The 22,938-nt window shown below is 36.6% G+C and carries 23 protein-coding genes; 13 read left to right on the top strand and 10 right to left on the bottom strand.

Features of this window, described 5'->3' with window-relative positions; translation table 11 throughout:
* Positions 1–113: T9SS type B sorting domain-containing protein (locus AC3RVF_RS08445; RefSeq protein ID WP_489691595.1), on the top strand; the 113-nt coding region annotated here is incomplete at its 5' end.
* A gap of 9 nt (positions 114–122) precedes the next feature.
* The gene (locus AC3RVF_RS08450; protein ID WP_489691212.1) at positions 123–1,124 is read left to right on the top strand and encodes a PorP/SprF family type IX secretion system membrane protein; all 1,002 of its coding nucleotides are present in this window, start codon (positions 123–125) and stop codon (positions 1,122–1,124) included.
* A 71-nt stretch (positions 1,125–1,195) separates the two neighbouring features.
* Here the strand turns inward: AC3RVF_RS08450 and AC3RVF_RS08455 are convergent, their stop codons facing one another.
* Positions 1,196–2,350 carry a VWA domain-containing protein gene (locus AC3RVF_RS08455; protein ID WP_489693176.1) on the bottom strand — a complete coding sequence of 385 codons (1,155 nt, stop codon included), beginning with the start codon at positions 2,348–2,350 and terminating at the stop codon, positions 1,196–1,198.
* Positions 2,351–2,551: 201 nt separating this feature from the next.
* On the opposite strand from AC3RVF_RS08455, the gene AC3RVF_RS08460 reads away from it, so the two are divergent.
* The 3 genes from AC3RVF_RS08460 (at position 2,552) to AC3RVF_RS08470 (ending at position 6,083) form a co-directional block, all read left to right on the top strand.
* Entirely contained in the window at positions 2,552–4,747 is a 2,196-nt protein-coding gene (locus AC3RVF_RS08460) for a tetratricopeptide repeat-containing sensor histidine kinase (RefSeq protein WP_489691214.1), read from the top strand.
* Positions 4,747–5,478, top strand: coding sequence for a LytR/AlgR family response regulator transcription factor (locus AC3RVF_RS08465; protein WP_489691215.1), 732 nt, complete (start codon positions 4,747–4,749; stop codon positions 5,476–5,478). The genes AC3RVF_RS08460 and AC3RVF_RS08465 overlap by 1 nt, the downstream gene beginning before the upstream one ends.
* 92 nt (positions 5,479–5,570) lie before the next feature.
* On the top strand, positions 5,571–6,083 hold the full coding sequence (locus tag AC3RVF_RS08470) for a gamma carbonic anhydrase family protein (RefSeq protein ID WP_489691216.1): 513 nt from the start codon (positions 5,571–5,573) through the stop codon (positions 6,081–6,083).
* Between the two features lies 1 nt (position 6,084).
* Here the strand turns inward: AC3RVF_RS08470 and murI are convergent, their stop codons facing one another.
* From murI to AC3RVF_RS08510, 8 genes are all read right to left on the bottom strand, one after another.
* On the bottom strand, positions 6,085–6,876 hold the full coding sequence (gene murI, locus AC3RVF_RS08475) for a glutamate racemase (RefSeq protein WP_489691217.1): 792 nt from the start codon (positions 6,874–6,876) through the stop codon (positions 6,085–6,087).
* Positions 6,877–6,969: 93 nt separating this feature from the next.
* Positions 6,970–7,479, bottom strand: coding sequence for an OmpH/Skp family outer membrane protein (locus AC3RVF_RS08480; protein WP_489691218.1), 510 nt, complete (start codon positions 7,477–7,479; stop codon positions 6,970–6,972).
* A 71-nt stretch (positions 7,480–7,550) separates the two neighbouring features.
* Complete coding sequence (locus AC3RVF_RS08485) at positions 7,551–8,429, bottom strand: OmpH/Skp family outer membrane protein (RefSeq protein WP_489691219.1); 879 nt, start codon at positions 8,427–8,429, stop codon at positions 7,551–7,553.
* A 39-nt stretch (positions 8,430–8,468) separates the two neighbouring features.
* Entirely contained in the window at positions 8,469–11,081 is a 2,613-nt protein-coding gene (locus AC3RVF_RS08490; protein ID WP_489693177.1) for a BamA/OMP85 family outer membrane protein, read from the bottom strand.
* On the bottom strand, positions 11,050–11,793 hold the full coding sequence (uppS, locus tag AC3RVF_RS08495; protein ID WP_489691221.1) for an undecaprenyl pyrophosphate synthase: 744 nt from the start codon (positions 11,791–11,793) through the stop codon (positions 11,050–11,052). The genes AC3RVF_RS08490 and uppS overlap by 32 nt, the downstream gene beginning before the upstream one ends.
* 7 nt (positions 11,794–11,800) lie before the next feature.
* Positions 11,801–12,490, bottom strand: a complete 690-nt coding sequence (porG, locus tag AC3RVF_RS08500; protein WP_489691222.1) for a type IX secretion system protein PorG — start codon at positions 12,488–12,490, stop codon at positions 11,801–11,803.
* A gap of 99 nt (positions 12,491–12,589) precedes the next feature.
* Positions 12,590–13,474, bottom strand: a complete 885-nt coding sequence (locus AC3RVF_RS08505) for an NAD kinase (RefSeq protein ID WP_489691223.1) — start codon at positions 13,472–13,474, stop codon at positions 12,590–12,592.
* Positions 13,475–13,562: 88 nt separating this feature from the next.
* The gene (locus AC3RVF_RS08510; protein WP_489691224.1) at positions 13,563–14,219 is read right to left on the bottom strand and encodes a CBS domain-containing protein; all 657 of its coding nucleotides are present in this window, start codon (positions 14,217–14,219) and stop codon (positions 13,563–13,565) included.
* A gap of 87 nt (positions 14,220–14,306) precedes the next feature.
* Between AC3RVF_RS08510 and AC3RVF_RS08515 the strand changes: the two genes are divergently transcribed.
* From AC3RVF_RS08515 to clpX, 8 genes are all read left to right on the top strand, one after another.
* The gene (locus tag AC3RVF_RS08515; protein WP_489693178.1) at positions 14,307–15,020 is read left to right on the top strand and encodes a pyridoxine 5'-phosphate synthase; all 714 of its coding nucleotides are present in this window, start codon (positions 14,307–14,309) and stop codon (positions 15,018–15,020) included.
* On the top strand, positions 15,020–15,781 hold the full coding sequence (locus tag AC3RVF_RS08520; protein ID WP_489693179.1) for an alpha/beta fold hydrolase: 762 nt from the start codon (positions 15,020–15,022) through the stop codon (positions 15,779–15,781). Before AC3RVF_RS08515 ends, AC3RVF_RS08520 begins: the two co-directional genes overlap by 1 nt.
* Before the next feature lie 101 nt (positions 15,782–15,882).
* Positions 15,883–17,133 carry an OmpP1/FadL family transporter gene (locus AC3RVF_RS08525; RefSeq protein WP_489693180.1) on the top strand — a complete coding sequence of 417 codons (1,251 nt, stop codon included), beginning with the start codon at positions 15,883–15,885 and terminating at the stop codon, positions 17,131–17,133.
* A gap of 18 nt (positions 17,134–17,151) precedes the next feature.
* A complete protein-coding gene (locus AC3RVF_RS08530) occupies positions 17,152–18,684 on the top strand; it encodes an SGNH/GDSL hydrolase family protein (protein WP_489691229.1) in 1,533 nt (510 codons plus the stop codon).
* A 102-nt stretch (positions 18,685–18,786) separates the two neighbouring features.
* Positions 18,787–19,128, top strand: coding sequence for a phage holin family protein (locus AC3RVF_RS08535; protein WP_489691230.1), 342 nt, complete (start codon positions 18,787–18,789; stop codon positions 19,126–19,128).
* A gap of 82 nt (positions 19,129–19,210) precedes the next feature.
* On the top strand, positions 19,211–20,530 hold the full coding sequence (gene tig, locus AC3RVF_RS08540) for a trigger factor (RefSeq protein WP_489691231.1): 1,320 nt from the start codon (positions 19,211–19,213) through the stop codon (positions 20,528–20,530).
* Between the two features lie 133 nt (positions 20,531–20,663).
* Positions 20,664–21,338, top strand: a complete 675-nt coding sequence (clpP, locus tag AC3RVF_RS08545; protein WP_489691232.1) for an ATP-dependent Clp endopeptidase proteolytic subunit ClpP — start codon at positions 20,664–20,666, stop codon at positions 21,336–21,338.
* 27 nt (positions 21,339–21,365) lie between these two features.
* Complete coding sequence (gene clpX, locus AC3RVF_RS08550) at positions 21,366–22,598, top strand: ATP-dependent Clp protease ATP-binding subunit ClpX (RefSeq protein WP_489691233.1); 1,233 nt, start codon at positions 21,366–21,368, stop codon at positions 22,596–22,598.
* Between the two features lie 73 nt (positions 22,599–22,671).
* Here clpX and AC3RVF_RS08555 read toward each other — a convergent pair whose 3' ends face one another.
* Entirely contained in the window at positions 22,672–22,854 is a 183-nt protein-coding gene (locus AC3RVF_RS08555) for a hypothetical protein (protein ID WP_489691234.1), read from the bottom strand.
* Positions 22,855–22,938 lie beyond the last annotated feature (84 nt).

Here is a 22,938-nt window from a genome sequence, read left to right on the forward strand (position 1 = left end):
ATGGAACCTTCGGGGGAAGCCCACTGCCATCAAGCGATTACTGGTTCAGAGTGGAATACACCGAAGACGACGTGCCTAAAGAATTCAAAGGACATTTTACCCTAAAACGATAAATAGAAATTATGAATATTAAACAAATCTCTCTCATCCTACTTTTGTTTTCATCCATTTATGGATATTCCCAAGACGGAATACCCATTTACTCAGATTATTTTTCTGATAATCTCTATTTATTACATCCTTCGATGGCGGGAGCTGCATCACACAACCAATTGCGCCTAACAGCACGCCAACAGTGGTTTGACCAAAACGAAGCTCCAAATCTACAAACGCTAAGTTTTAATGCGCGAGTTGGAGAAAGATCTGGACTTGGAGTAATATTATACAATGATAAAAACGGATATCACTCTCAAACTGGGGGGTATATAACATATGCCCACCATATCATGTTTTCTAGAAGTGAAGCAGATTTAAATCAGTTATCTTTTGGTTTGAGCGCTGGTTTAACACAATCTCGTTTGGATGAAACTCAATTCGACCTTTCAGATTTTGATCCTGTTATTAGTGGAATTATTCAGAGTAGCTCATATTTTAATGTAGATGCGGGTCTTTCATATAATTTCTTAGACTTTTCAGGACATTTCACTGTTAAGAATATCATCTTTCAGAATAGATCAATTTATAGTGAAGAATTTGAATCAAACAACCAACGTAAGTATTTAATCTCTGCAGCATATGCAATTGGACAATACGGACAAGATTGGAGCTATGAGCCATCTTTTCTCTTTCAATGGAGCGAACGCACTGGCGAACAAGCTGTAGATTTAAACTTTAAAGCTTACAGAAAGATGGAATTTGGTAAGTTGTGGGGTGGTTTATCTTACAGAAGAAGTTTGGATGGAGCTGAATTCCTTAACGGGCAGGAAGTAAAAGTTCAAAAACTGCAATATGTTACTCCAGTTTTGGGGATAAATTATAACAATTTCATGTTTGCATATACATACTCTTATCAAGCTGGGAATATAAAATTTGAAAGTGGCGGCTTCCACCAAATTACTTTAGGTTATGACTTTTTGGGAGGAAGAGATGAGCCATACGATTGTAATTGTCCTGCAATTAATTAGACCTTTTTATTCGTAAAAGAAAAATGCCTGACACTCTTAAAAGTGTCAGGCATTTTATATTTAGAAAAAATCTATTCCCAAGAATAATTCTTTTTCTCTGCTTGTTTTTTTATGGCTTGCACCATTGCGTTTTCCAGCCCATTACTCGTTTCTTTCGTGTTTTCTGCAATGTACTTTCGGCGTTGCTCATTAAGTTCCATTATTTCCTTTTGAATTGTTTCTCTTTCCAAACGCTTTGTTTCAAGATACTTCTTTATTTGCACCGTAGTTTTTCCTTTCAACTCTTGTGGTAATTCATCTTTTTTCAACTTATCATAACTAAAATCTGCTTCTTCTTCGGCATCTACCATATCCCAAGTGCTGTTGGTGTAAAGATGACTTCCTTTTGAAACGGTTCGGCTTACAGCATTGGCTTTGCTATATTCCGCAGCATTGGCATCTTGTTCTTGCTGTAGGCGACTTTTCGCCATTCCTGTAGTACCATAAGGAACATACGTTTTATTAAGCTTTATATTCAACTGAATTATAATATCGTCATACGGGGAGGGCACATAAACGGTTTGTTGGTTTTGGTTAATTGCCATATAATCGCCGTAGGTAAGTTGGGCGCCATCTTTCCAGTAGCTGTCAATTCCGTGTTTATAATCGCCACAGAAAATCGTATTTACCACGACACCACTTTCTTTGGCATTTGCAGCGGCATCTTTGTAATGAATTTCGCCTTGGTCGAAGGGTTCATTCCCTGCAATAAAAACCATTTTTAAATCGTCATCTTCTTTACCCCAATCAAGTTTATTCAAAGATTCTTGAATTACAGCGCCGCAGTATTCGCTTCCGCCAAGGGTGGTTAGTGAAAAAAGCTCTTTGGAAACATCATCCAAATCTTCAGTGAAACTCAAAATTTTCCGGATATAATTATCTTGGGAACTTAAGTTATCATTACCGTATTCGTATAAAGCAATTTGTAGTTTCGGGCGGGCATTATAGCATTTTGCGTAGCTTAATTCGTTTACTATTTCCCAGAGTTGTGCTTTTGCTTGATCTATCAATCCGTCCATGCTGTTGCTGGTGTCTAATAGCAGCGCGACTTTAATGAAGTGGTCTTTTTTAGGTTTTTGAGTTTCTAATCTTGCTAAAAACTCACTTTCGCTTTTTTTATTATCAGCTTTGCAAGAGTATGCGGAAGCTAGTAAAATAGTAACCATAATAATTTGTAACGTTCTCATAACTTTGTTTTTTTATACAGGTAAACCTATGATGAACATTTTTTAGAAAAAACCTACATTATGTGAATGCTGCTGGCGAATTAGTAAAAACAGTCTTTGGGTGAGTGAAGTATTCTTTTTCTGTTTTTGCGGGCGCTATTTCAGAAAAACGTAATTTTGGCTTTGCTGCAAAGTGCGTATGTTTACCGTTTATTAGACTAAATGAAAACCCTACTTTATATTTTTTTATCGTTTGCCATTTTTTATTCGGCTGAAAGCTTTTCGCAAGTAAAGCGGCAAGCGGAAAACAAACCTTTTATGTTAAGAGGTGAAGTTGTTGATGGCGAAACAAATATGCCCATCTCCAAAGTGAATGTTGAGATTTTGGGAGGCCAATATACCACAACCAATCTTTCGGGAAGATTTGCTATTTCGGCGAAAATTGGGGACGAATTAGTTATTAAAAGCGACGATTTTGTTACCGTTTATTATAATATTACCAAAGACGATTTTATTACCGTTCGCGTTGAAAAGGCAAAAGGAGAGGCATCCGCACCAATTGCCAAAAAGGTTCAAGACGAGAAAAAACTCGGATTTATTAATTTTCTAGATTCTGCAAAGTTCTTTTTGAAAAAGGACGCTCCTAAAAGTATCGAATACATAACCCGCGCTTTGGAACCAAGACGTAACGAAAGCATTTCTAAAAAACAAAATAGCTTGGCATTTGAAACTTTGGGCGATATAAATTTGTTTTGGAATCAGCCAGATTTGGCTATTGACAATTATAAACAAAGCTTGCAAAATACTGCCAATATTGATGTTTCAATAAAATTAGCTAAAGCATTTGCCCAAAATAAAAGCTATCAGGAAAGTATTTCAACCTTCCAAAATTTGTTAAATCGAAATCTTTCACCCTATCAAAGAGTCGAGATTTATGAAGGTTTGGGAGATACACACAAAGCAATTGGTGAGGGCGTAAAAAGTGTTTTCAATTACCAAAAGGGGCTTGATGTTGCCAAAGAGAATCAGATTACGCCGAAAATTACAAACCTAAATTCTAAAATTGGAGAGGCATACGCACAAAGTGGTGCGCTAATTGAAGCCGAAGAATATTTTGACAATTCATTAAAACTTGCCAAAAAGGAAAATAAGCAACGCGCCGTTTCCGAAAAAAATAAAGTAGCAGATTTCTACAACCAAAACCGCGAATACGAAAAGGAGATTGAACTTCGGGAAGAAACCTTGAAAGAGCTAAATTCAATGGGGAAAGTTGCTACTGTTGAAGATGAAGCGCTAACCCCGCAACGACAAAACTATAAAATTGCCAATGCTTTTGTGGCGCAGGAAAAATATAAACAGGCTATTCCATACCTTGAAAAGAGTATTGCGGAAGCTGACAAGAAAGAAGATTTGGTAGTTCAAAAAGACGCCGTGCGAAAGCTTTCAGAGATTTATCGGGATATCGGTGAGTTCGATAAGGCTACCGAAAGTTACCAAAGATATGTGGAAGTGGTGGATGAACTTTACGTGAAAAAGGAACAGGAAATTAGCCAAGCGGCGCGTTTCAGCAAAGAAATTACACAGAAACAAAACAGAATTGCAAGTCTCGAAAACGACCGAAAGTTGAACGAAAGTAGATATAAACTAGCCTTCGAAAACCAGGAACTTGTAGAAAGATACAGTCAGATTCAGAAATGGATTATTATTTCGTTAGGCATTATTGTTTTGCTGCTGGTTTTTGCGGCTTACACCCAATACAAAAATGTAAAGCAGCAAAAATTTGCAAATAATCTATTGGCACTGAAATCGCTTCGATCGCAGATGAATCCACATTTTATTTTTAATGCATTAAATTCTGTGAATAGTTTCATCGCAGTAAATGACGAACGCGCGGCAAATAAATATTTGACCGATTTTTCATTGCTAATGCGTTCCGTTTTGGAAAATAGTGAAGAAGATTTTATTTCGTTAGCGAAGGAAATTGAGCTGTTGGAACTTTATACAAAATTGGAACATTTTAGGTTTAAAGATAAATTCGACTATAAAATTTCGGTTGATGAAAACATCAATTTAGAAGAATTCGTAATTCCGCCAATGTTGCTTCAGCCGTATGTAGAAAACGCTGTTTGGCATGGGCTTCGGTATAAAGAAGAAAAGGGTTTGCTGGAAATTGATTTCAGAAAAATTGATTCGAAAACCGTAAAAATAACTATTGTGGATAATGGTATTGGACGCGCAAAATCGAAAGAATTTAAAACTGAAAATCAGATGAAACAAAAGTCGAAAGGAATGGGGAATACCCAAAGACGAATTGCTATTTTGAACGAGATGTACAAAGAAAAAATAGATGTGACAGTGGATAATGTTTTCGAAAATAACGAAGGCACGCGAGTTGAACTTATATTAAAGAAAGATTGATGAAACTAAACGCAATAATTGTAGAAGACGAAGAAACTAGCAGAGAAATTCTGAGAAATTATTTGGCGAAATACTGCCCAAGTATTTTATTGAAGGGTGAAGCTGCCAATGTTGAAGAGGCCTTAGTTTTAATTCGAAATAATGATTTGGATGTAGTTTTTCTAGATGTAGAAATGCCCTACGGAAATGCCTTCGATTTACTTGATAAAGTAGGCGACCGGCAATTTGAAACTGTATTCGTTACCGCTTATAATCACTATGCTATTGATGCGTTAAATGCACATGCTTCGTATTACTTGTTGAAGCCTATTTCAATCGATAAACTTATTGAGGCTGTAGATTATGTTAAGGAGATAAAGGAAAAGGAAAACACGCTTCAAAATTCAATTTTAAAGCCATTACAAACGCAGGTAGCGGGGAAGATCACTATTCCGCTGCAAAATGGCTTTGAAGTGCTGCAAATGGAGGATATACTGTATTGCCAGGCTGATGATAATTATACCCAGATCTATTTAAAAAAAGGGAAGCGTTTAGTTAGCAAAACCTTGAAATATTTTGAAGATTCGCTTTCAGAAAATGGCTTTGCGCGTGTTCATAAATCCTATTTGGTTAATGTGAATGAAATCACTGAATACAAAAAAGGAAAGGGTGGGAGTGTAGTGCTTTCCAGCGGTAAAGAAATAATGGTGAGTCCGACGCGAAAAAAGGAATTATTGGCTTATTTTGGGTGATGTATGAGACTTGAGACGAGAGACATTAGACGTGAGATTTTAGATATTAGCCCCTCACGAAATTTGAATTCTGAAACCTGAAACAAAAAACTATGATTATAAAAACTGTAAACGGAAAACATCCACAGATTCCAGAAGATTGCTTTATTGCTGAAAATGCTACTATTGTTGGCGATGTAGAAATGGGTAGCGAATGTAGTGTTTGGTACAACGCTGTTATCCGTGGCGATGTGCATTTTATTAAAATGGGCAATAGGGTGAATGTGCAAGATGGAGCTATAATTCACGCAACTTACAAAACTTCTCCCACTACTATTGGAAATAATGTTTCCATTGGTCACAATGCAATTGTGCACGGTTGTACTATTCAAGATAATGTATTGATTGGGATGGGAAGCATTGTTATGGACGATTGCGTAGTGGAAAGCAATTCAATTATTGCGGCGGGTGCTGTAGTATCTAAAAATACTAGAGTTGAAAGCGGAAGTATTTACGCTGGAATTCCCGCGAAAAAAATAAAGGATATCAGCCCCGAACTCACCAAAGGCGAAATTGAACGAATCGCCAATAATTATGTTATGTATTCTTCGTGGTTTAAAGAGTAATTTAAAACTCACATTTTTCAACTGAAATCTTTTCAGAATATTTTTTAAGCAGACATTTTAAAGTATCAGTTTCGGCATTGGTGTAGAACTGAAGTTTTGGCTTCGTATTTTCTTCGCGCAGCATATCTAAACTTTGGAGAACGATTTTTGTTTGCCGGGCAACAGCCTCGCCCGAGTCAATTATCTTGACATTTTTGGGCAGTATTTTTTCTAATTGCGGAATAATATATGGATAATGACTACAGCCCAAAACCAAATAGTCGATATTGGCGACAATCATAGGTTTGGTATGTTTTTCAAGAAGCCTCATCATTTCTGGTCCATCGAGGTTACCTGCTTCAATGAGCGATACTAGGCCTTCGCCGATAATTTCAACTACATTAATGTCTCTCGAAAATTCTTTTGCTGTGGCACTAAAAAGAGCACTACTTAATGTCCCTTTAGTGGCCAATATTCCAATACTTTTTGAGGTGGTTTGCAATGCAGCTGGTTTAATAGCTGGTTCTATGCCTATAATGGGAATATCGTATTTTTTCCGAAGTGTATCAATTGCATTTGTGGTAGCAGTATTGCAGGCTACAACTATTATTTTTGCCCCTAATTCTAGCAGTTTATCAGTGTTTTTAATGCTAAGTTCGGTAATTTCTTCTGCAGTTTTATATCCGTAGGGCGCATTTTTACTATCCGCCAGATAAATGGTATGTTCAAAAGGCAAGTGTTTATGGATTTCTTGCCAAATAGAAGAGCCACCAACGCCCGAATCAAAAATACCTATGGGGTTATTTTTTTTCATCACGTAAATGTAGCCAATAAGTTCAAATTAGGGTAAAAAAAAACTGCCCGTTAAGAACGGGCAGTTTTTAGGAAATTTATTTTTTTAAAAGAATTACATTCCCAATTCTTTTTTAACATCTGGCATTAGGTTTTTTCCATCGGCAAGAATTACTCCGCTACCCATTGTAGAATCTAATACATATTGAAACCCTTGCGCTTTTGCTACTCTTTGAATAGTAGTTTGTGCTTTTTCAAGAATTGGCTTAAAGATGTCTGTTCTTTTCTTATCTAAATCTTGAAGGGCTTGTTGTCTGTAAGCTTGAATATTACTTTGCATTCCTTCAACTTCAGTAAATCTTTTTTGATTTTCTTCGTTTGATTTACTTGGAGCTTCAGTATCGTAAAGTTTCATTTTAGTTTCAAGCTCTTTCGCCATTGCTTTAATTTCAGTGTCGTAAGTTTTCTGCACTTTTTCTAATTGACTCTGTGCTGCTTTGTATTCTGGCATTGCCTCAATTAATTCTTGTGCATTAATATGTGCAATTTTGGATTGTGCGTTTACAAAACTTGTAGCACCCATAAATAGCGCCATTGCAACTAAAACTATTTTCATTTTTTTCATTGTAATTGTATTTAATTTAAGTGTTATTCTTTTAGCGTTTTTTATTATTGAATATCTAGGTAATTATTGTTTTACTGACCGTCGCCTTCTTCACCTTCTTTTGTGCCTTCTGGCAGGTTGTTTCTGTTTTGGCGCGCGTTCATTACTGAATCTCTTCTTTGTTCTCTTTCTTCAATTAAACGTTGTCTACGATCTTCGAACTCTGCTTTTTTAACAGCACGAATAGAGTCGCGTTCTTTTTGGCGTTGTGCCATCATTTCTTCTCGTTCAGTCTTTTTAGCTTCCACTAATTTTTCGCGTTCTTCTTGCTTTTCTTCAATTGCTTTTTCTCTTTCAGTAACGGCTCCTTCTTCTTCAGCTGAAAGACTTTCGCGTTTTTCTATTTCGCGTTTTTCTTTTTTGTCTTCTGCCTGTACTCTTCTACCTGCGCGCTCAATACTTCTTAAGACCAAATCACTAATATCGTTTCTTTTTGCTGCGAAAAGCATAACCACATCTGCGGATTTATCGAAAATGAAATCGTACTTTTTAGCTTCTGCTACTTCTTGAACAATATTAAAAACTTGATCTTGAATAGGCTGTACCAATTGTCTGCGCTGGATCATTAAATCTCCATTTGGTCCAAAACGGTCCTGCTGGTATTGAAGCATTTCGTCTTCTTTAATTTTTATTTCTTCATCCCTTTCATCTATCAATTCTTTTGTAAGAAGAACTCTTTCATTGGCGAGATTCAACTTCATCTGGTCAATTTCCTTTTGCTTTTTCTCAATATCCTGCTTCCACCGTTGAACTTTTCCTTCTAATTGTATGGTGGCTTCTCTGTATTCAGGAACACTTTCTAAGATATATTCCATATCAATATATCCGATGCGAACCCCTCTTTGAGCTTCAGCCATAAAGGTGAAGCAAAAAAGGGAAAGCGTAAAAAATAGGATTTTCTTTGTCTTCATATTATTTGGTTGTTGTTTAAGAAAATATCGTGCCAGTATTTAAAATTGTTGTCCAATTATAAAATGAGTTTCCCATCCATTCTTTACGGTTCCACCCAAAACGGGGTCGAATCCGTATCCAAAATCAATACCCAAAAGGCCAAATGCTGGCATAAATATACGTAATCCTGCGCCAGCTGAACGCTTTAACTCAAAAGGATTATAATTTCTGAACCCATCATAAGATGCTCCACCCTCTGCAAACCCAAGCACATAAATAGATGCCATTTGTGCCAAAGTTACTGGATATCTTACCTCTAACGAAAATTTATTGTAAATCGTATTTCCGTCTACATCTGAAAGTGATTGGTTAGGGTAACCTCTCATTTGAATCACCTCGCGACCATCTAAACTGTATGCGCCAAGTCCGTCACCACCTACGAAAAATCTTTCAAAAGGAGGTACACCGCGATCTTGATTGTAAGCTCCAAGGAATCCGAATTCGGTATTGGTACGTAGCACCATCTTTCCGATTAGTTTAGTGTACCAAGTTCCTTTAAATTTAACTTTATAGTACTCTAACCATCCAAAACGTTCCTGGTCAATTGCAGAAATTCGTTTGTTATCATCTACGAATTCTGGATCGTCTGCAAGTGTTTGCTCTAATAGCGCTCTTTCGTCAGAAAGACCCTTATAATCTACACTATTAAATGCTGAATAAGGCAATGTCATTTTTGCAGTAAGGCTAAATTCTGATCCTTGTGTTGGATAGATTGGGTTTGTAGCGGTGTTATTTCTACTAATACCTATTGTGTATGCTAAGTTATTAGAATAACCATCTCCAAACGTAAACAATCCTGTGTTATAATTATTTAGATTATAATGTTGAAAACTGATAGCGTTGGACCATACAAAGTAATCATCTGGCCATTTCACCTTTTTAGCAAGACCTACAGAACCACCCGTTATAGTGAAACTTCTAGATTTATCTGCTGTTTGTGTGTTATAATCATAGAGATTTTGAATTGTATGCGAGAAAGAAGTAGATAATTGTACCGGCTTTCTGCCACCCAACCAAGGCTCCGTTAATGATAAACTGTAGGTTTGGTAATAACTACTCGCCTGCGCACGGAGAGATAGTTTTTGACCATCTCCCATTGGCAAAGGTTTGTATGAGCTTAAGTTGAAAATATTTTTAAGTGAAAAGTTGTTAAATGAAAGCCCAAGTGTTCCTACAAAACCACCGCCACCATAACCTCCTTGAAGTTCAATCTGGCTAGAGCCTTTTTCAACAACAGAGTATTCCAGATCTACAAGGCCATTATTTTCATCAACAGTTTTGAAGTTTGGCGAAAGTTGTTCTGGATCAAAGAAACCTAATTGTCCTAATTCACGGATTGTTCTTACAACATCTCTTTTGCTGTATTTTTGTCCGGGACGTGTTCTTAATTCTCTGTAAATAACGTGATCATTGGTGCGATCGTTTCCTATAACCGTAACGTGGTCAAAATAGAAAAGGTTACGCTCCATAATACGGATTTCAAAATCTATGGTGTCGTTGCGAACAGCTACTTCTACAGGATTTATACGCGCTGCAAGATAACCGTTGTTTTGGTATAAGTTAGTAAGGTCGTTCGCTTCTGGATCGCTCTCATCTGCAATGCGTTCCTGTAATAGAATACCATTGTAAACTTCTCCGGTTTTTATTCCTAAAATCTGACGTAATTGACCGTCTGTAAAAACGCTGTTACCGATAAACTTAATGTCGCCAAAGTAGTATTTGTCGCCTTCTTCCAGTTTAATATCCAACGCCACATTTTTCGTGTCCATTATACGAAGTGTGTCCTCAATAATACGAGCGTCGCGATACCCGTTGGATTTGTATTTTTTCAGAAGAGATTCTCTATCTTCATCAATACCTTCCTCTGTATATTTTGAACGCTTCCAGAAACGAATTAAGTTTTTACGTTTCGTCTTTTTCATGGACCGTCGCAATTTACTGTCGGTAAAATGTTCGTTCCCTTCAAAGTTTATTTCCTTCACTTTAACTCTATTGCCTTTATCAATAGAAATGGTCATGTTTCTTGACACTTCTAGGCCTAGTGAATCGTTGACAGGCGTAGTGCTAATAATAACATTTGTATTATAGTACCCGTCTTTTTTATATTTATTTGTGATGTAATTTTTTGTGGTAGAAATAAGGTTTTTAGTAATTTTTGTACCTGCTTTAAGATCATTATCCTTCAGTATTTCCTTCCTTTTAGCCTTGCGAATTTTATCGCCATTAATAACTACCTCATTAAGTTTGGGCAATTCCACAATATAAAGCTCTAAATCTACATCATCTCCATCAATATTAGTGACGTAGAATGCGATATCGCTAAATAGGTTTTGCTCCCAAAGTTTTTTGGTAACTTGGCTTAATTTTTCACCGGGAATGTAAATACGATCACCTTTTTTGAGGCCTGTAAAAGCAATAACTGTTTGCTCATTAAAGTTTTGCGCTCCCGTGACCGTTATTTCGTTTATGGTGTATTTTCTACCACTATCGAGTTCTTTTTGCTGCGCTTGTGATGAAAAAACGGAAAGTATTGTAAATATTAAAATACAATAAGATTTTCTGTATAGTTGCAATAGGAAACTATTGTTTAAGTTGTTCACTGGTTTTTCCAAATCTTCTTTCTCTGTTTTGATAATTTAATATTGCTTCAAAAAGATGGTTCTTAGTATAATCCGGCCAAAGAGTTTCAGTAAAATATAGCTCGGCATATGCTATTTGCCAAAGTAAAAAATTACTAATTCGCTGCTCTCCACTGGTGCGGATCAATAAATCTACATCTGGTAAATTTTGCGTGTAAAGATGATTATTTATTACCGTTTCATCAATATCGTCCGGCGAAATTAGGTTATTTTTAACTTTAAGACTAATCTCTTTTATTGTTTTTATAATTTCTTCCCTTGAACCATAGCTAAGTGCAAGCGTAACTGTCATACGCTTATTGTCCTTTGATGCTTCAATTACATGTTGCAATTCTTTTTGTGCTTTTTTTGGTAATGCCTCCAAATTGCCGATGGCATTGAGCTTTATATCGTTATCCTGTAATGTTTTAATTTCTTGCTTAAGTGCAGAAACTAAAAGTTTCATTAACAGGTTTACTTCTAATTTTGGTCGGTTCCAATTTTCAGTTGAAAATGCATAAAGTGTTAAAAATGGAATTCCTATTTCGGCACATCCTTCTATGATTTCACGCACTGCTTTTGATCCGTTTTCATGACCTTTATACCTATAAAGACCTTTTTGTTTTGCCCAGCGCCCATTTCCATCCATAATAATGGCCAGGTGCTGCGGTAGTTTATCTACGTCTATTTGGTCTTTATAGTTCATTCGTTATCTAAAAATTGCAATAGCAAGGTTTTCTTCCAAATGCAAAAGTAACAGTTATACCAGTGAATACATACCAATCATCGCTATTTGTATTTCCAAATTTAACGGTTTCATTGTCAGCCAATCCTTTTACAGGGTTGCTGCCGTCCAAATCGTCTGTAAATGTGTAGCGCGCTCCTATTTCAAAACCTACCATTGCGTTGGTGCCAAGGTTTGCCTTGTAGCCCACAACCATTGGGATGGCAACGCTACTAGCCCCATCGTAATCTGTTATTATGCCTCCTCTTTTATAAAGAGCATCATACCAAAAGTAAGTTAGACCAGTATATAAATAAGGTGTAGAAATAGATTTTTGGCTATGAACATTAAATTCCCAAAAGGTGTATTCTATGCCCAATGAAACTTCTTTAACCGTATTTTCAAAAGAATAGCCACGTTGCTCTCTGCGGCTATTATTGCTATTTGCATCGTCTCCTTTAATTTTCGCGATCATTACTGAACCTCTAAACGAGTGCCTAGCACTGCGGTTCCACTTAATAATACCGCCCAAAGCAAGAGTATTTGGGTTTACAAAATTGGTTTTTCCAACATCACCTATATAATTAGCACCTCCTATCATTCCGCCTATTTCATAGGTTTGAGATTGAGCTAGGAAAGCTGTGGAGAGTATAAGAAATACGGTCGCGAAATACTTCATATAATTTAAAAGTTTGCAAATATAACAATAATCTTGGCTTGACATTATTGGAAGCCAATTAGTCTCTGTTGATTAACAAATTTTGAGGGATTTTATTGTTTAGTTACGCTTGTCTTCACCCCACAAAAGTTTCTTGCGAAGTGTCTTTATGAAGCTATCATCTTGTAGTTGAAGTAGTTTGATGGTAAAAGGGGCCTTTTTAATAATTATTGTGGTTTCATTTTCTAAAGTTGCAATACGCGAATCCATAGAAACCAAAAAAGTATTTTCTCTTCCCGAAACTTTTAGTGAAACAGTACTTGAATCTGGAATAACCAAAGGTCGCGCGTTTAAGTTATGTGGTGCTATGGGTGTGAGCACTAGGCTACTAGCTTGAGGATCTATAACAGGTCCGCCACAACTTAAAGAATAACCTGTAGAACCCGTTGGGGTTGCTACAATTAGGCCGTCAGACCAATAAGAGGTTAAGTATTTATCGTTTACGTGAGTTTCAACTTTTATCATCGAAGTTGTATTGCGTCGGTTTACGGCCACTTCGTTTAAGGCAAAATTTAAAGGTAGAATTTCGTCGCTCTGCGGAATTGTTTCAACAGTTAGCAAACTTCTTTCAGAAATGGTGTATTCGCCTTCCAAAATTTGGTTTAGGCTTTCTGTCATTTCTTCTTTTTGAATAGTTGCCAAAAAACCAAGTCGTCCTGTATTTATTCCAACAATCGGAATGCCCAAGTCTGTTACAAACGTTACCGCTTTTAAAATGGTTCCGTCGCCACCAATACTGAAAAATAGGTCGAAACTTTTATCCAATTTTGTAAACGTGGAACAACTCGAAAAGTTTTTAGTAATATCCTGATTTCGATTTATAATTTCGAGAAAATTTTCTTCTATAAGAACTTCAGCTTCTCGTTTTTGAAGCGCGTCCAACAACATCTGAATATAGATTTCTGCATTTTCGTGGTAAAACTGTCCGTAGATTCCTATTTTCATTTTTCGAAACTGTTGATTCTTTTAATCCTAATTAGTATTAGTTTTTTATCTTTTTCACTGAACACTGAACACTAAGAATTTCACTCAATTATATATTAAGGTATTTATTCAGATATTCAGAACGTTCTTTTAAGTCTTCAATAAATTTATCTTCTTCGTGATGACTTACTACATTATAGTTATATCTCCTAAAAGTTTGAACAATGCTATTCATAGCTGTGTGGCCTACTTTTAAAGTAACTTGAACAATTTCCTTTTCCATGTTCGAAATAAAAAGGCCGAAAATTCGAGTTCCATTTGATTCTACTATTTGGCAAATTTCACTAAAAGAATAATCTTGCACACCTTTTTCAACTACAATTATTCCACCGGTTTCATTTAAAAAAGGCGTATTGTTGAAAAGACTCATAATGTCACCCAATTCATAGTAACCTATATATTTATTGTCGGCACCAAGTACGGGCATTATATTACTATTGTTTAAAGCAAAAGCTTCCAAAATATCTAGCCAATTGGTGTCTTGCAGCACGTGAAAAGGCTCTAAAGCGTATTGAAAATCGCTTAGCAATTTGGTGTTGTCAAAACAATACGCATCATTTTCAGACACGCAACCAATGTAATGACCGTCTTTTTCAACGGGCACGTGCGAATAGGTAAGCTGATTGAAAACAGTTTGCACATCCTTTATCTTGGCCGAAACGTCAAACGGTTCAATATCGTTAATGATGTAATTTAGGGTTTCCATCGGAAGTTATTTTTAACGCAAATTACTTAAAATAAAGGTTCATTAGCGTTAGAAGGTTTGTATTTTTGATAATTATAACACATACAAATGACAAAATTAAGCGTAAACATAAATAAAATAGCCACGTTGCGTAACGCACGCGGCGGCAATGTGCCTGATATATTGCAAGTTGCTAAAGATGTGCAGCGGTTTGGCGCACAGGGAATCACAATTCACCCGAGGCCCGATGAACGTCATATTCGGTATCAAGATGCATACGATTTAAAACCGATTGTTTCAACGGAATACAACATTGAAGGCAACCCGATGGACGATTTTACAAAAATGGTTTTGGAAATAAAACCTACCCAAGTTACCCTCGTTCCCGATGCTGTGAATGCAATTACTTCCAATGCTGGCTGGGATACAGTGAAACATAAAGATTATTTAAAGGAAATAATTTCTGAATTTAAGCGAAACGGAATCCGCACTTCAATTTTTGTAGATCCAAACTTAAAAATGATTGAAGGTGCCGCCGAAACTGGAGCCGATAGAATTGAATTATACACCGAAGAATTTGCAAAACAATATTCCTTGGGAAACAAAGAAGCCATAAAACCGTATACAGAGTGTGCAATTCTTGCAAATAAACTGAATCTAGGAATAAACGCAGGACACGATCTTTCGTTGGAAAACATTGCATTTTTCAAGGAAAACATTCCAAACCTTTTAGAAGTGAGTATTGGGCATGCACTTATTTGTGAAGCGCTTTATGATGGGTTGGAGAATGTAATTGATGGATATTTAAAGAAACTAAGCTAATGACGCTACACTCCCAAATACTCGGCTCCGGTAAACCTTTCGTAATCCTCCACGGTTTCTTAGGAATGAGCGACAACTGGAAAACCCTTGGCGCTCGTTGGGCAGAAGATGGCTATGAAGTTCATCTTTTAGATCAACGCAACCACGGCCGCAGTTTCCATAGCGATGAATTTTCGTATAAAATAATGGCCGAAGATTTAAAAAGCTATTGTGAAGAACACGATTTAAAAGAAATAATACTCTTAGGTCATTCTATGGGTGGAAAGGTTGCAATGCAGTATGCGGTAACTTATCCCGAAATGGTTTCGAAATTGATTGTTGCAGATATTGGTCCAAAAGCCTATCCCGCACACCACCAAGATATTTTAAAAGCGCTTTCGCAATTGGACTTTTCAAAAATAAAATCGCGCGGTGAGGCAGAAGATATTCTTTCAGGATATATAAAAGATGAAGGCACACGATTATTTCTTCTTAAAAATCTTTACCGCAAAAGTAAAAATGAATTAGCACTTCGCATAAATCTTCCTATTCTATCAAAAAAAATTGAAGAGGTGGGTGTAGCACTTCCGGAAGACACCGTGTTTAAAGGCGATACACTTTTTTTAGGTGGTGAAAAAAGTGGTTATATTGAACAAATGGACGAACTTTTAATCAAAAAACACTTTCCAAAAGCAAGAATTGATACAATCTCAAATGCTGGTCATTGGCTTCACGCCGAAAATCCTGAAGAATTTTATGATAATGTTATGAATTTTTTATAATATTGTAAGTAAGATTTCTTATGCGTGCATAATAAATTATTGAAAAAAAAATATCCTTACTTATTAATCCGAGAAAATTAACTTTAAAGAATTAAATAATTATGAAGAAAGTATTAGTACTTGCCGTTTTTGCACTTGCGAGCGCGGTGACTTATGCGGGCGGTTACCGTGTAAGTCTGCAGGGCAATAAGGCCTTAGCGATGGGTCATGCAGGCGTTGCTGTTGTAAACAGTAGTGAATCTGTATTTTTTAATCCAGCCGCATTGGTGTATCTAGACGATAAATTCAATATCTCTGCTGGTGTTCACGGAGTGTTCTCGAAAATTGCATACCAAGACACTCAAACAGGAGCAAATGATAGAACCGACAGTCCCGTTGGAACTCCGCTTTACCTTTATGCTTCTTATAAAGCTACAGACTGGTTGGCGCTTGGGCTAGGTGTTTACACACCATACGGAAGTGAAGTGGTATATGATGATGATTGGGCTGGTTCGCATTTGATTAATAATATAGCGTTAGCCGCAATTTATATTCAGCCTACTGTTTCGGTTAAGGTTAACGATAAAATAAGCTTTGGGGGTGGACCTATTTATGTTACAGGATCTGTAAACTTCAATAGAAACCTAAACCGTACGCTCACTGATCTTGACGGAAATCGTGCTAACGTAACTATTGATGCTTCTGGTGTAAACGCTTGGGGTTGGGTTGCAAGTACTATGATAAACCTTAGTGATGATTTACATTTAGGCGCAACGTACCGTTCTGAAATTATTTTAGAAGCTGAAGAAGGTACTGCAGAATTTGCAAATATTCCAAATTCTCCATTAACACCTTTCGAAAACACTAATATCAGTGCTGCTTTGCCTATGCCTGCTGAAATGACTGTGGGTATGTCTTACGATTTCTGTGAAAAATGGGTCTTTGCCTTTGATTTAAACCGTACTTTCTGGGATGTTTATGAATCATTAGATATTGATTTTGAAAATCCGAATATTCCAGATTCTAAAAACGCACGTAATTATAAAAACTCTTCAGTATATCGTTTCGGAATGCAATATGAAGCAACCAAAATGTTTACTTTAAGAGCTGGTTATTACTTTGATGAAAGTCCAGTTCGTGATGGCTATTTTGCTCCTGAAACTCCACGTAACGACAGTAATAACTTTACTGCCGGTCTTACCGTAAATCTTGGTGAGCACCTGCAGATCGATGCTTCATTCCTTTACTCACACTTTAAGGAAGTAGATGCATCTTACAATTACTATTTCGAAAATGGTCAAGCAGTTCCATTTAGTGGAACCTACAAAACCAGCGCTTTTGTTCCAGGATTGGGGCTTACTTATAAATTATAATCGAAAAAAATCTTAGAGATGAAAAATATACTTAAATATACATTCGCAGTTATGGCTGTTGGCTTTGTAAGCTGCGAACCAGAATTTGATACTCCAGTAACAGACGAAGGTTTTTACACTAGCGGAACTGCAGATCTTTCAAAATATGTTTCCGTTGGAAACTCTTTAACAGCTGGATATGCTGATGGAGCACTTTATATTACTGGTCAAGAAAATAGCTACCCAAACATTATGGCGCAGCAGTTTGCTTTTGCCGGTGGTGGTGAATTCACACAACCTTTAATGAATGATAACATAGGAGGTATGTTGTTTAGCGGAACTCAAATTACTGAAAACAGATTTGTACTTGCTGTTGATGCAAACGGAAATCCGGGACCTGTGCGTTTAGTTGGAGCGCCAACAACAGAGGTTACAAATAAATTAACTGGCCCGTTTAATAATGTGGGTGTTCCTGGAGCGAAAAGTTTCCATTTAGTAGCTCCTGGATATGGTAATGCTGCTGGAGTGCCAACTGGTGCTGCCAATCCTTATTTTGCGCGTTTCGCAAGTAGTGAAAGTGCAACAGTAATTGGTGATGCAGCTGCGCAAGGTGCTACCTTTTTCAGCCTTTGGATTGGAAATAATGATATCTTAAGCTATGCAACTTCGGGAGGTTTAGGTGTAGATCAAACTAATAATTTTGACCCTACAACATATGGCCCGAATGACATTACAGATCCAAACGTGTTTGCTTCTGTTTATAGCCAACAAGTAGATGCTTTAACCGCAAATGGCGCTAAAGGTGTTTTGGTGAATATACCGGCAGTAACTTCAATTCCATATTTTACTACTGTTCCTACTAATGCAATTCCGTTAGATGCTGCAACTGCTGGTGCTTTAAACGCACAGTTTGCTGGATATAACACCCAGATTTTGCCAGGTTTAGTGTCCTTCGGGGTTATTACTCCAGAAGAAGCTGCTTTAAGAATGATTAATTTTTCTGCAGGGCAAAACTTCCCGATTATGACAGATGATGACCTAACGGATATTACCGCTATTATACAAGCTGCTCCATTTAACTTACCACCACAATTGGCTGCATTATTGGGCCAATTGCGCCAAGTAAAATCTGATGATTTAATTGTTTTAACTGCTTCATCAATTTTGGGTACAACACCAGATCCTAACAACCCACAGGGTGTTATTGGTGTTTCTATTCCATTGACAGATCAATATGTTTTGGCAGTGTCTGAGCAGGCTCGCATTACAGTAGCAAGCAATGCTTACAATACAACAATTCAAGCTTTGGCAGGAGCAAAAAGTTTAGCGTATGTAGATGCTAAGTCTGCATTAGCTAGCCTTGCAAACGGTGGGATTCCTTACGATGGTGGTGTTCTTACATCACAATTTGTAACAGGTGGCGGATTTTCTTTAGATGGCGTTCACCCATCTCCAAGAGGGTATGCTTATACTGCTAACCTTATTATTAAAGCAATCAACACTACTTACAATGCAACTATCCCAATGGTGAAGATTGGCAATTATCCAACTATTACGCTTACAAATAATTAATAGCTATATATTTAGTTAGTTAAAGACCGTTCCCATTTGGGGGCGGTTTTTTTATTATATTTACTCAAAGCTTGTAAAAATACTAACGCCAAACTCTTTAAAATGAAACTTATAATAAAATTACTTCTCACCGCCGTGGCGGTTGTGGTCTTGTCTAAAATTCTTCCGGGAGTCGCTGTAGAAGGATATGGTTCTGCAATTATTGTTGCCATCGTCATTGCGCTTTTAAGATTGATAGTTAAACCTATTTTAGTGCTTTTAACCTTTCCAATAACAATTATAACCTTTGGACTATTTCTACTTATTATAAATGCATTTATTATTTTAATGGCAGACTTTTTTGTAGAAAGCTTCGACGTTGCTTCAATCTGGTGGGCGCTGCTCTTTAGTTTGCTGCTTTCACTTTTCCAAGCTGTGCTTTTTTCACTTTTAAAGGAGGACTAGCAAATTGCTGAACAACAGTTTGTAAATGTTTGTTGAGTTGTGCAAAAAGCCGTACTTTTGCATCCCGAAATTCAGAAGAAAAATGAACATTACAAAAAAAGACATTGATAAACTGAACGCTGTACTTACGGTAGAAGTTTCAAAAGAAGACTATTCAGCCAACGTAGAGAAGGTATTGAATAATTACAGAAAAACCGCTAATATTCCAGGTTTTAGAAAAGGCCATATCCCAATGGGAATGGTTAAAAAACAATACGGAAAAGCTGTTTTGGTTGAAGAAGTAAACAAAATTCTTCAAGACGCGCTTCATAAATATCTTAACGAAGAAAAGTTGGACATTCTTGGAAATCCACTTCCGAAGAATGAAACGGAAATTGATTGGGAGACAGAAAATTATTCCTTTGAATTTGAATTGGGTCTTGCGCCAAAATTCACTGTAGACGTAAAAGGCAAAGAAATTGTTCACTATAAAATTGTTGCAGATGATGAATTGCTAAACAATCAAGTGAAGACTATCCGCAAGCAATACGGTAAATTGATTTCTAAAAATGAAGTTGAAAAAGGTGATGAAATTACCGGAACTTTCACTTCTACAGAAAAAGAATTTGAAAATAAAACTACAATTACTACAGACGATGTTGCTGGCAAAAAGCAATTGGAAAGCCTGATTGGTGCTAAAGTTGGCGATACAGTTACTTTGAAAACAAAAGGAATGTTTGCCGATGATCACGACAATCAGAAATTTTTAGGCATTGAGCACGACGAAGCTCACGGTTTAGATATCGAAGTTTCTTTGAAAATAGAAGAAGTGAACCAGCGCGAAATGGCCGAATTGAACCAAGAATTGTTCGATAAATTATTTGGCGAAGCTACAGTTACTTCAGAAGAAGAATTGAAAGCGAAAATAAAGGAAGATGCCGAAGGACAATTTGCACAGCAAAGCGACCAGAAGTTGTTGAATGATGTTGTTGATTCATTAATTGAAAACACAAAATTCGATCTACCTAAAGAGTTTTTACAACGTTGGATTGCAATGACTGGCGAAAAGAGACTTTCTGAAGAAGATGCAAAAGCAGAATTTGAAAAAAGCGAAAAAGGACTTCGTTATCAGTTAATTGAAGGTAAGCTTCGCACAGAAAATAACCTACAAGTTACTTTTGATGAGTTGAAAGACCATTCAAAAGAAATGATAAAAGAACAAATGGCTCAGTTTGGACAAAATAATCCAGCAGAAGAGGAACTGGAATCTATCGCTGCACGAATTCTTTCTAATAAAGAAGAAGTTGAGCGTTTAAGTGAGCAATTAAACTCAACAAAATTGTTGAATTTCTTTAAGGAAAACGCAAAGTTGAAGACTAAAGAAGTGGCTTACGACAAATTCATTAAGGACGCCTACGCATAATTCAGCGAAGAAATAGTTATCTTTAGGCGTTGAATTATATAATTTAACGCCTTTTTAATTCTTGCGAACACAGGAGTCTATAAAGGTTGCATATTTACCCCCTTAGACCCCACAAAAAAACGAATACACATTTATGAATTACAGTAACGAATTTAGAGACTTTGCTATAAAAGATCAAGGTGTTAACGGTATGTATTATGATAAAATCATAAGCAGTATGTACCCTACAAATCTAACACCAAATATTATTGAAGAACGCCAAATGAATGCCGTGGCAATGGACGTTTTTTCGCGTTTAATGATGGACCGCATTATTTTTCTTGGTACCGGAATTAACGATCAAGTGGCTAACATTGTACAAGCGCAATTATTGTTTTTGGCAAGTACTGATGCTGCACGCGATATTCAAATTTATATAAACTCTCCAGGTGGAAGTGTTTATGCCGGTTTGGGAATTTATGACACTATGCAGTTCATAAAACCAGACGTTGCAACTATTTGTACCGGAATGGCTGCCTCTATGGCTGCCGTGCTTTTATGTGCAGGTGAAAAAGGAAAACGCAGCGGCTTAACACATTCGCGTATTATGATTCACCAACCATTAGGTGGAGCACAAGGGCAAGCTAGCGATATTGAAATTACCGCCCGCGAAATAATTACGCTAAAGGAAGAGCTTTACCAAATAATCGCAAAACATACAGGCCAAACCTACGATAAGGTTTACGATGATAGTGACCGTGATTATTGGATGAAAGCTGATAAAGCTTTAGAATACGGAATGATAGATGAAATATTGACTAGAAGCTAAAAAAAGAGATTGTTGAAAAAAGATAATATGTCGAAAGAAGATTTAGAATGTTCCTTTTGTGGCCGTAAAAAGGCGGAAACAAACTTGCTGATTGCAGGTTTGGATGCCCACATTTGCGATCGTTGTATTGAGCAGGCCCACGGAATAGTTGTGGAAGAAGCCTTGCATGCAGGCAATACGGAACTATCCAAAGATTTAATGCTGAAGAAACCAAAAATTATAAAAGCATTTTTGGATGAATACGTAATTGGTCAGGAATTCACTAAAAAAGTAATGTCTGTAGCCGTTTACAACCACTACAAAAGATTACTTCAACCAAAAAGCGACGACGATATTGAAATACAAAAAAGTAATATCATAATCGTTGGGCAAACTGGAACAGGAAAAACATTAATTGCGAAAACAATTGCAAAAATGTTGAACGTTCCTTTGGCAATTGTAGATGCTACAGTTTTAACTGAAGCTGGATATGTAGGAGAAGACGTTGAAAGTATTTTAACACGTTTGCTACAAGCCGCAGATTACAATCTTGAAAAAGCTGAAAACGGAATAGTTTTCATTGATGAAATTGATAAAATTGCAAGAAAAAGCGATAACCCTTCAATTACTCGCGATGTGAGTGGAGAAGGTGTGCAGCAAGCTTTACTTAAACTATTGGAAGGTACAACAGTGAATGTTCCGCCAAAAGGAGGTAGAAAGCATCCAGATCAAAAATTCATTGAAGTAAATACTGAAAATATTCTATTTATTGCTGGTGGTGCTTTTGATGGTATTGATCGTCATATTTCAAAAAGGCTGAATATGCAGGCCGTTGGATTTACTGCTTCGTTGAAAGAAAACCAAATGGATCGCGAAAATATATTGCGCTATATTATTCCGAAGGATTTAAAAGATTTCGGTTTAATTCCTGAAATTATTGGGCGATTGCCGGTTTTAACTTATATGAATCCGTTGGACAAAGAAACGCTTCGTTCAATTCTTACAGAACCTAAAAATGCTATTATTAAACAGTACAAAAAACTGTTTGAAATGGATGAAATTGATTTTGAAGTTACGGAAGAAGCCTTAGATTTTATTGTTGAACAAGCAATTGATTATAAACTTGGAGCACGTGGACTTCGCTCACTTTGCGAAGCTGTTTTAACCGATGCGATGTATGAAATGCCCGGCACAGACGAAAAAACGGTTCATGTAACAAAGGACTATGCAGAAGAAAAATTGAACAAATCAACCCTTAAAAAGTTGAAAGCTGTTTCATAAAAATCAAGAATAGCTATAGAACTAAAAAACCTCGGGAAAGCCCGAGGTTTTTTTATATGTATAAATGTATTTTTTACGGAGTAGAGAGCAAAGATGTATTATTCGTGTGAAGAATTTTATTCTGCATTTGCTCTTTTTTGCTTCTCAAATTATAATCTGCTATCTCTCCATCTTTTTTGATGGTAGTTGTAGAGGCGCAAGACGACAACAAAACGGTAAAAACCAATAGGCAAAATATAGTAAAGATTTTTTTCATTATTGTATAGTCATTATTTTAACTACACAAATGTACTATGGAAGTAAGTGGTTCACAAAAGTTTTAGCCGAAGCCCTTCAATAG

The organism is Aequorivita sp. IT1183 (genome assembly GCF_058068265.1).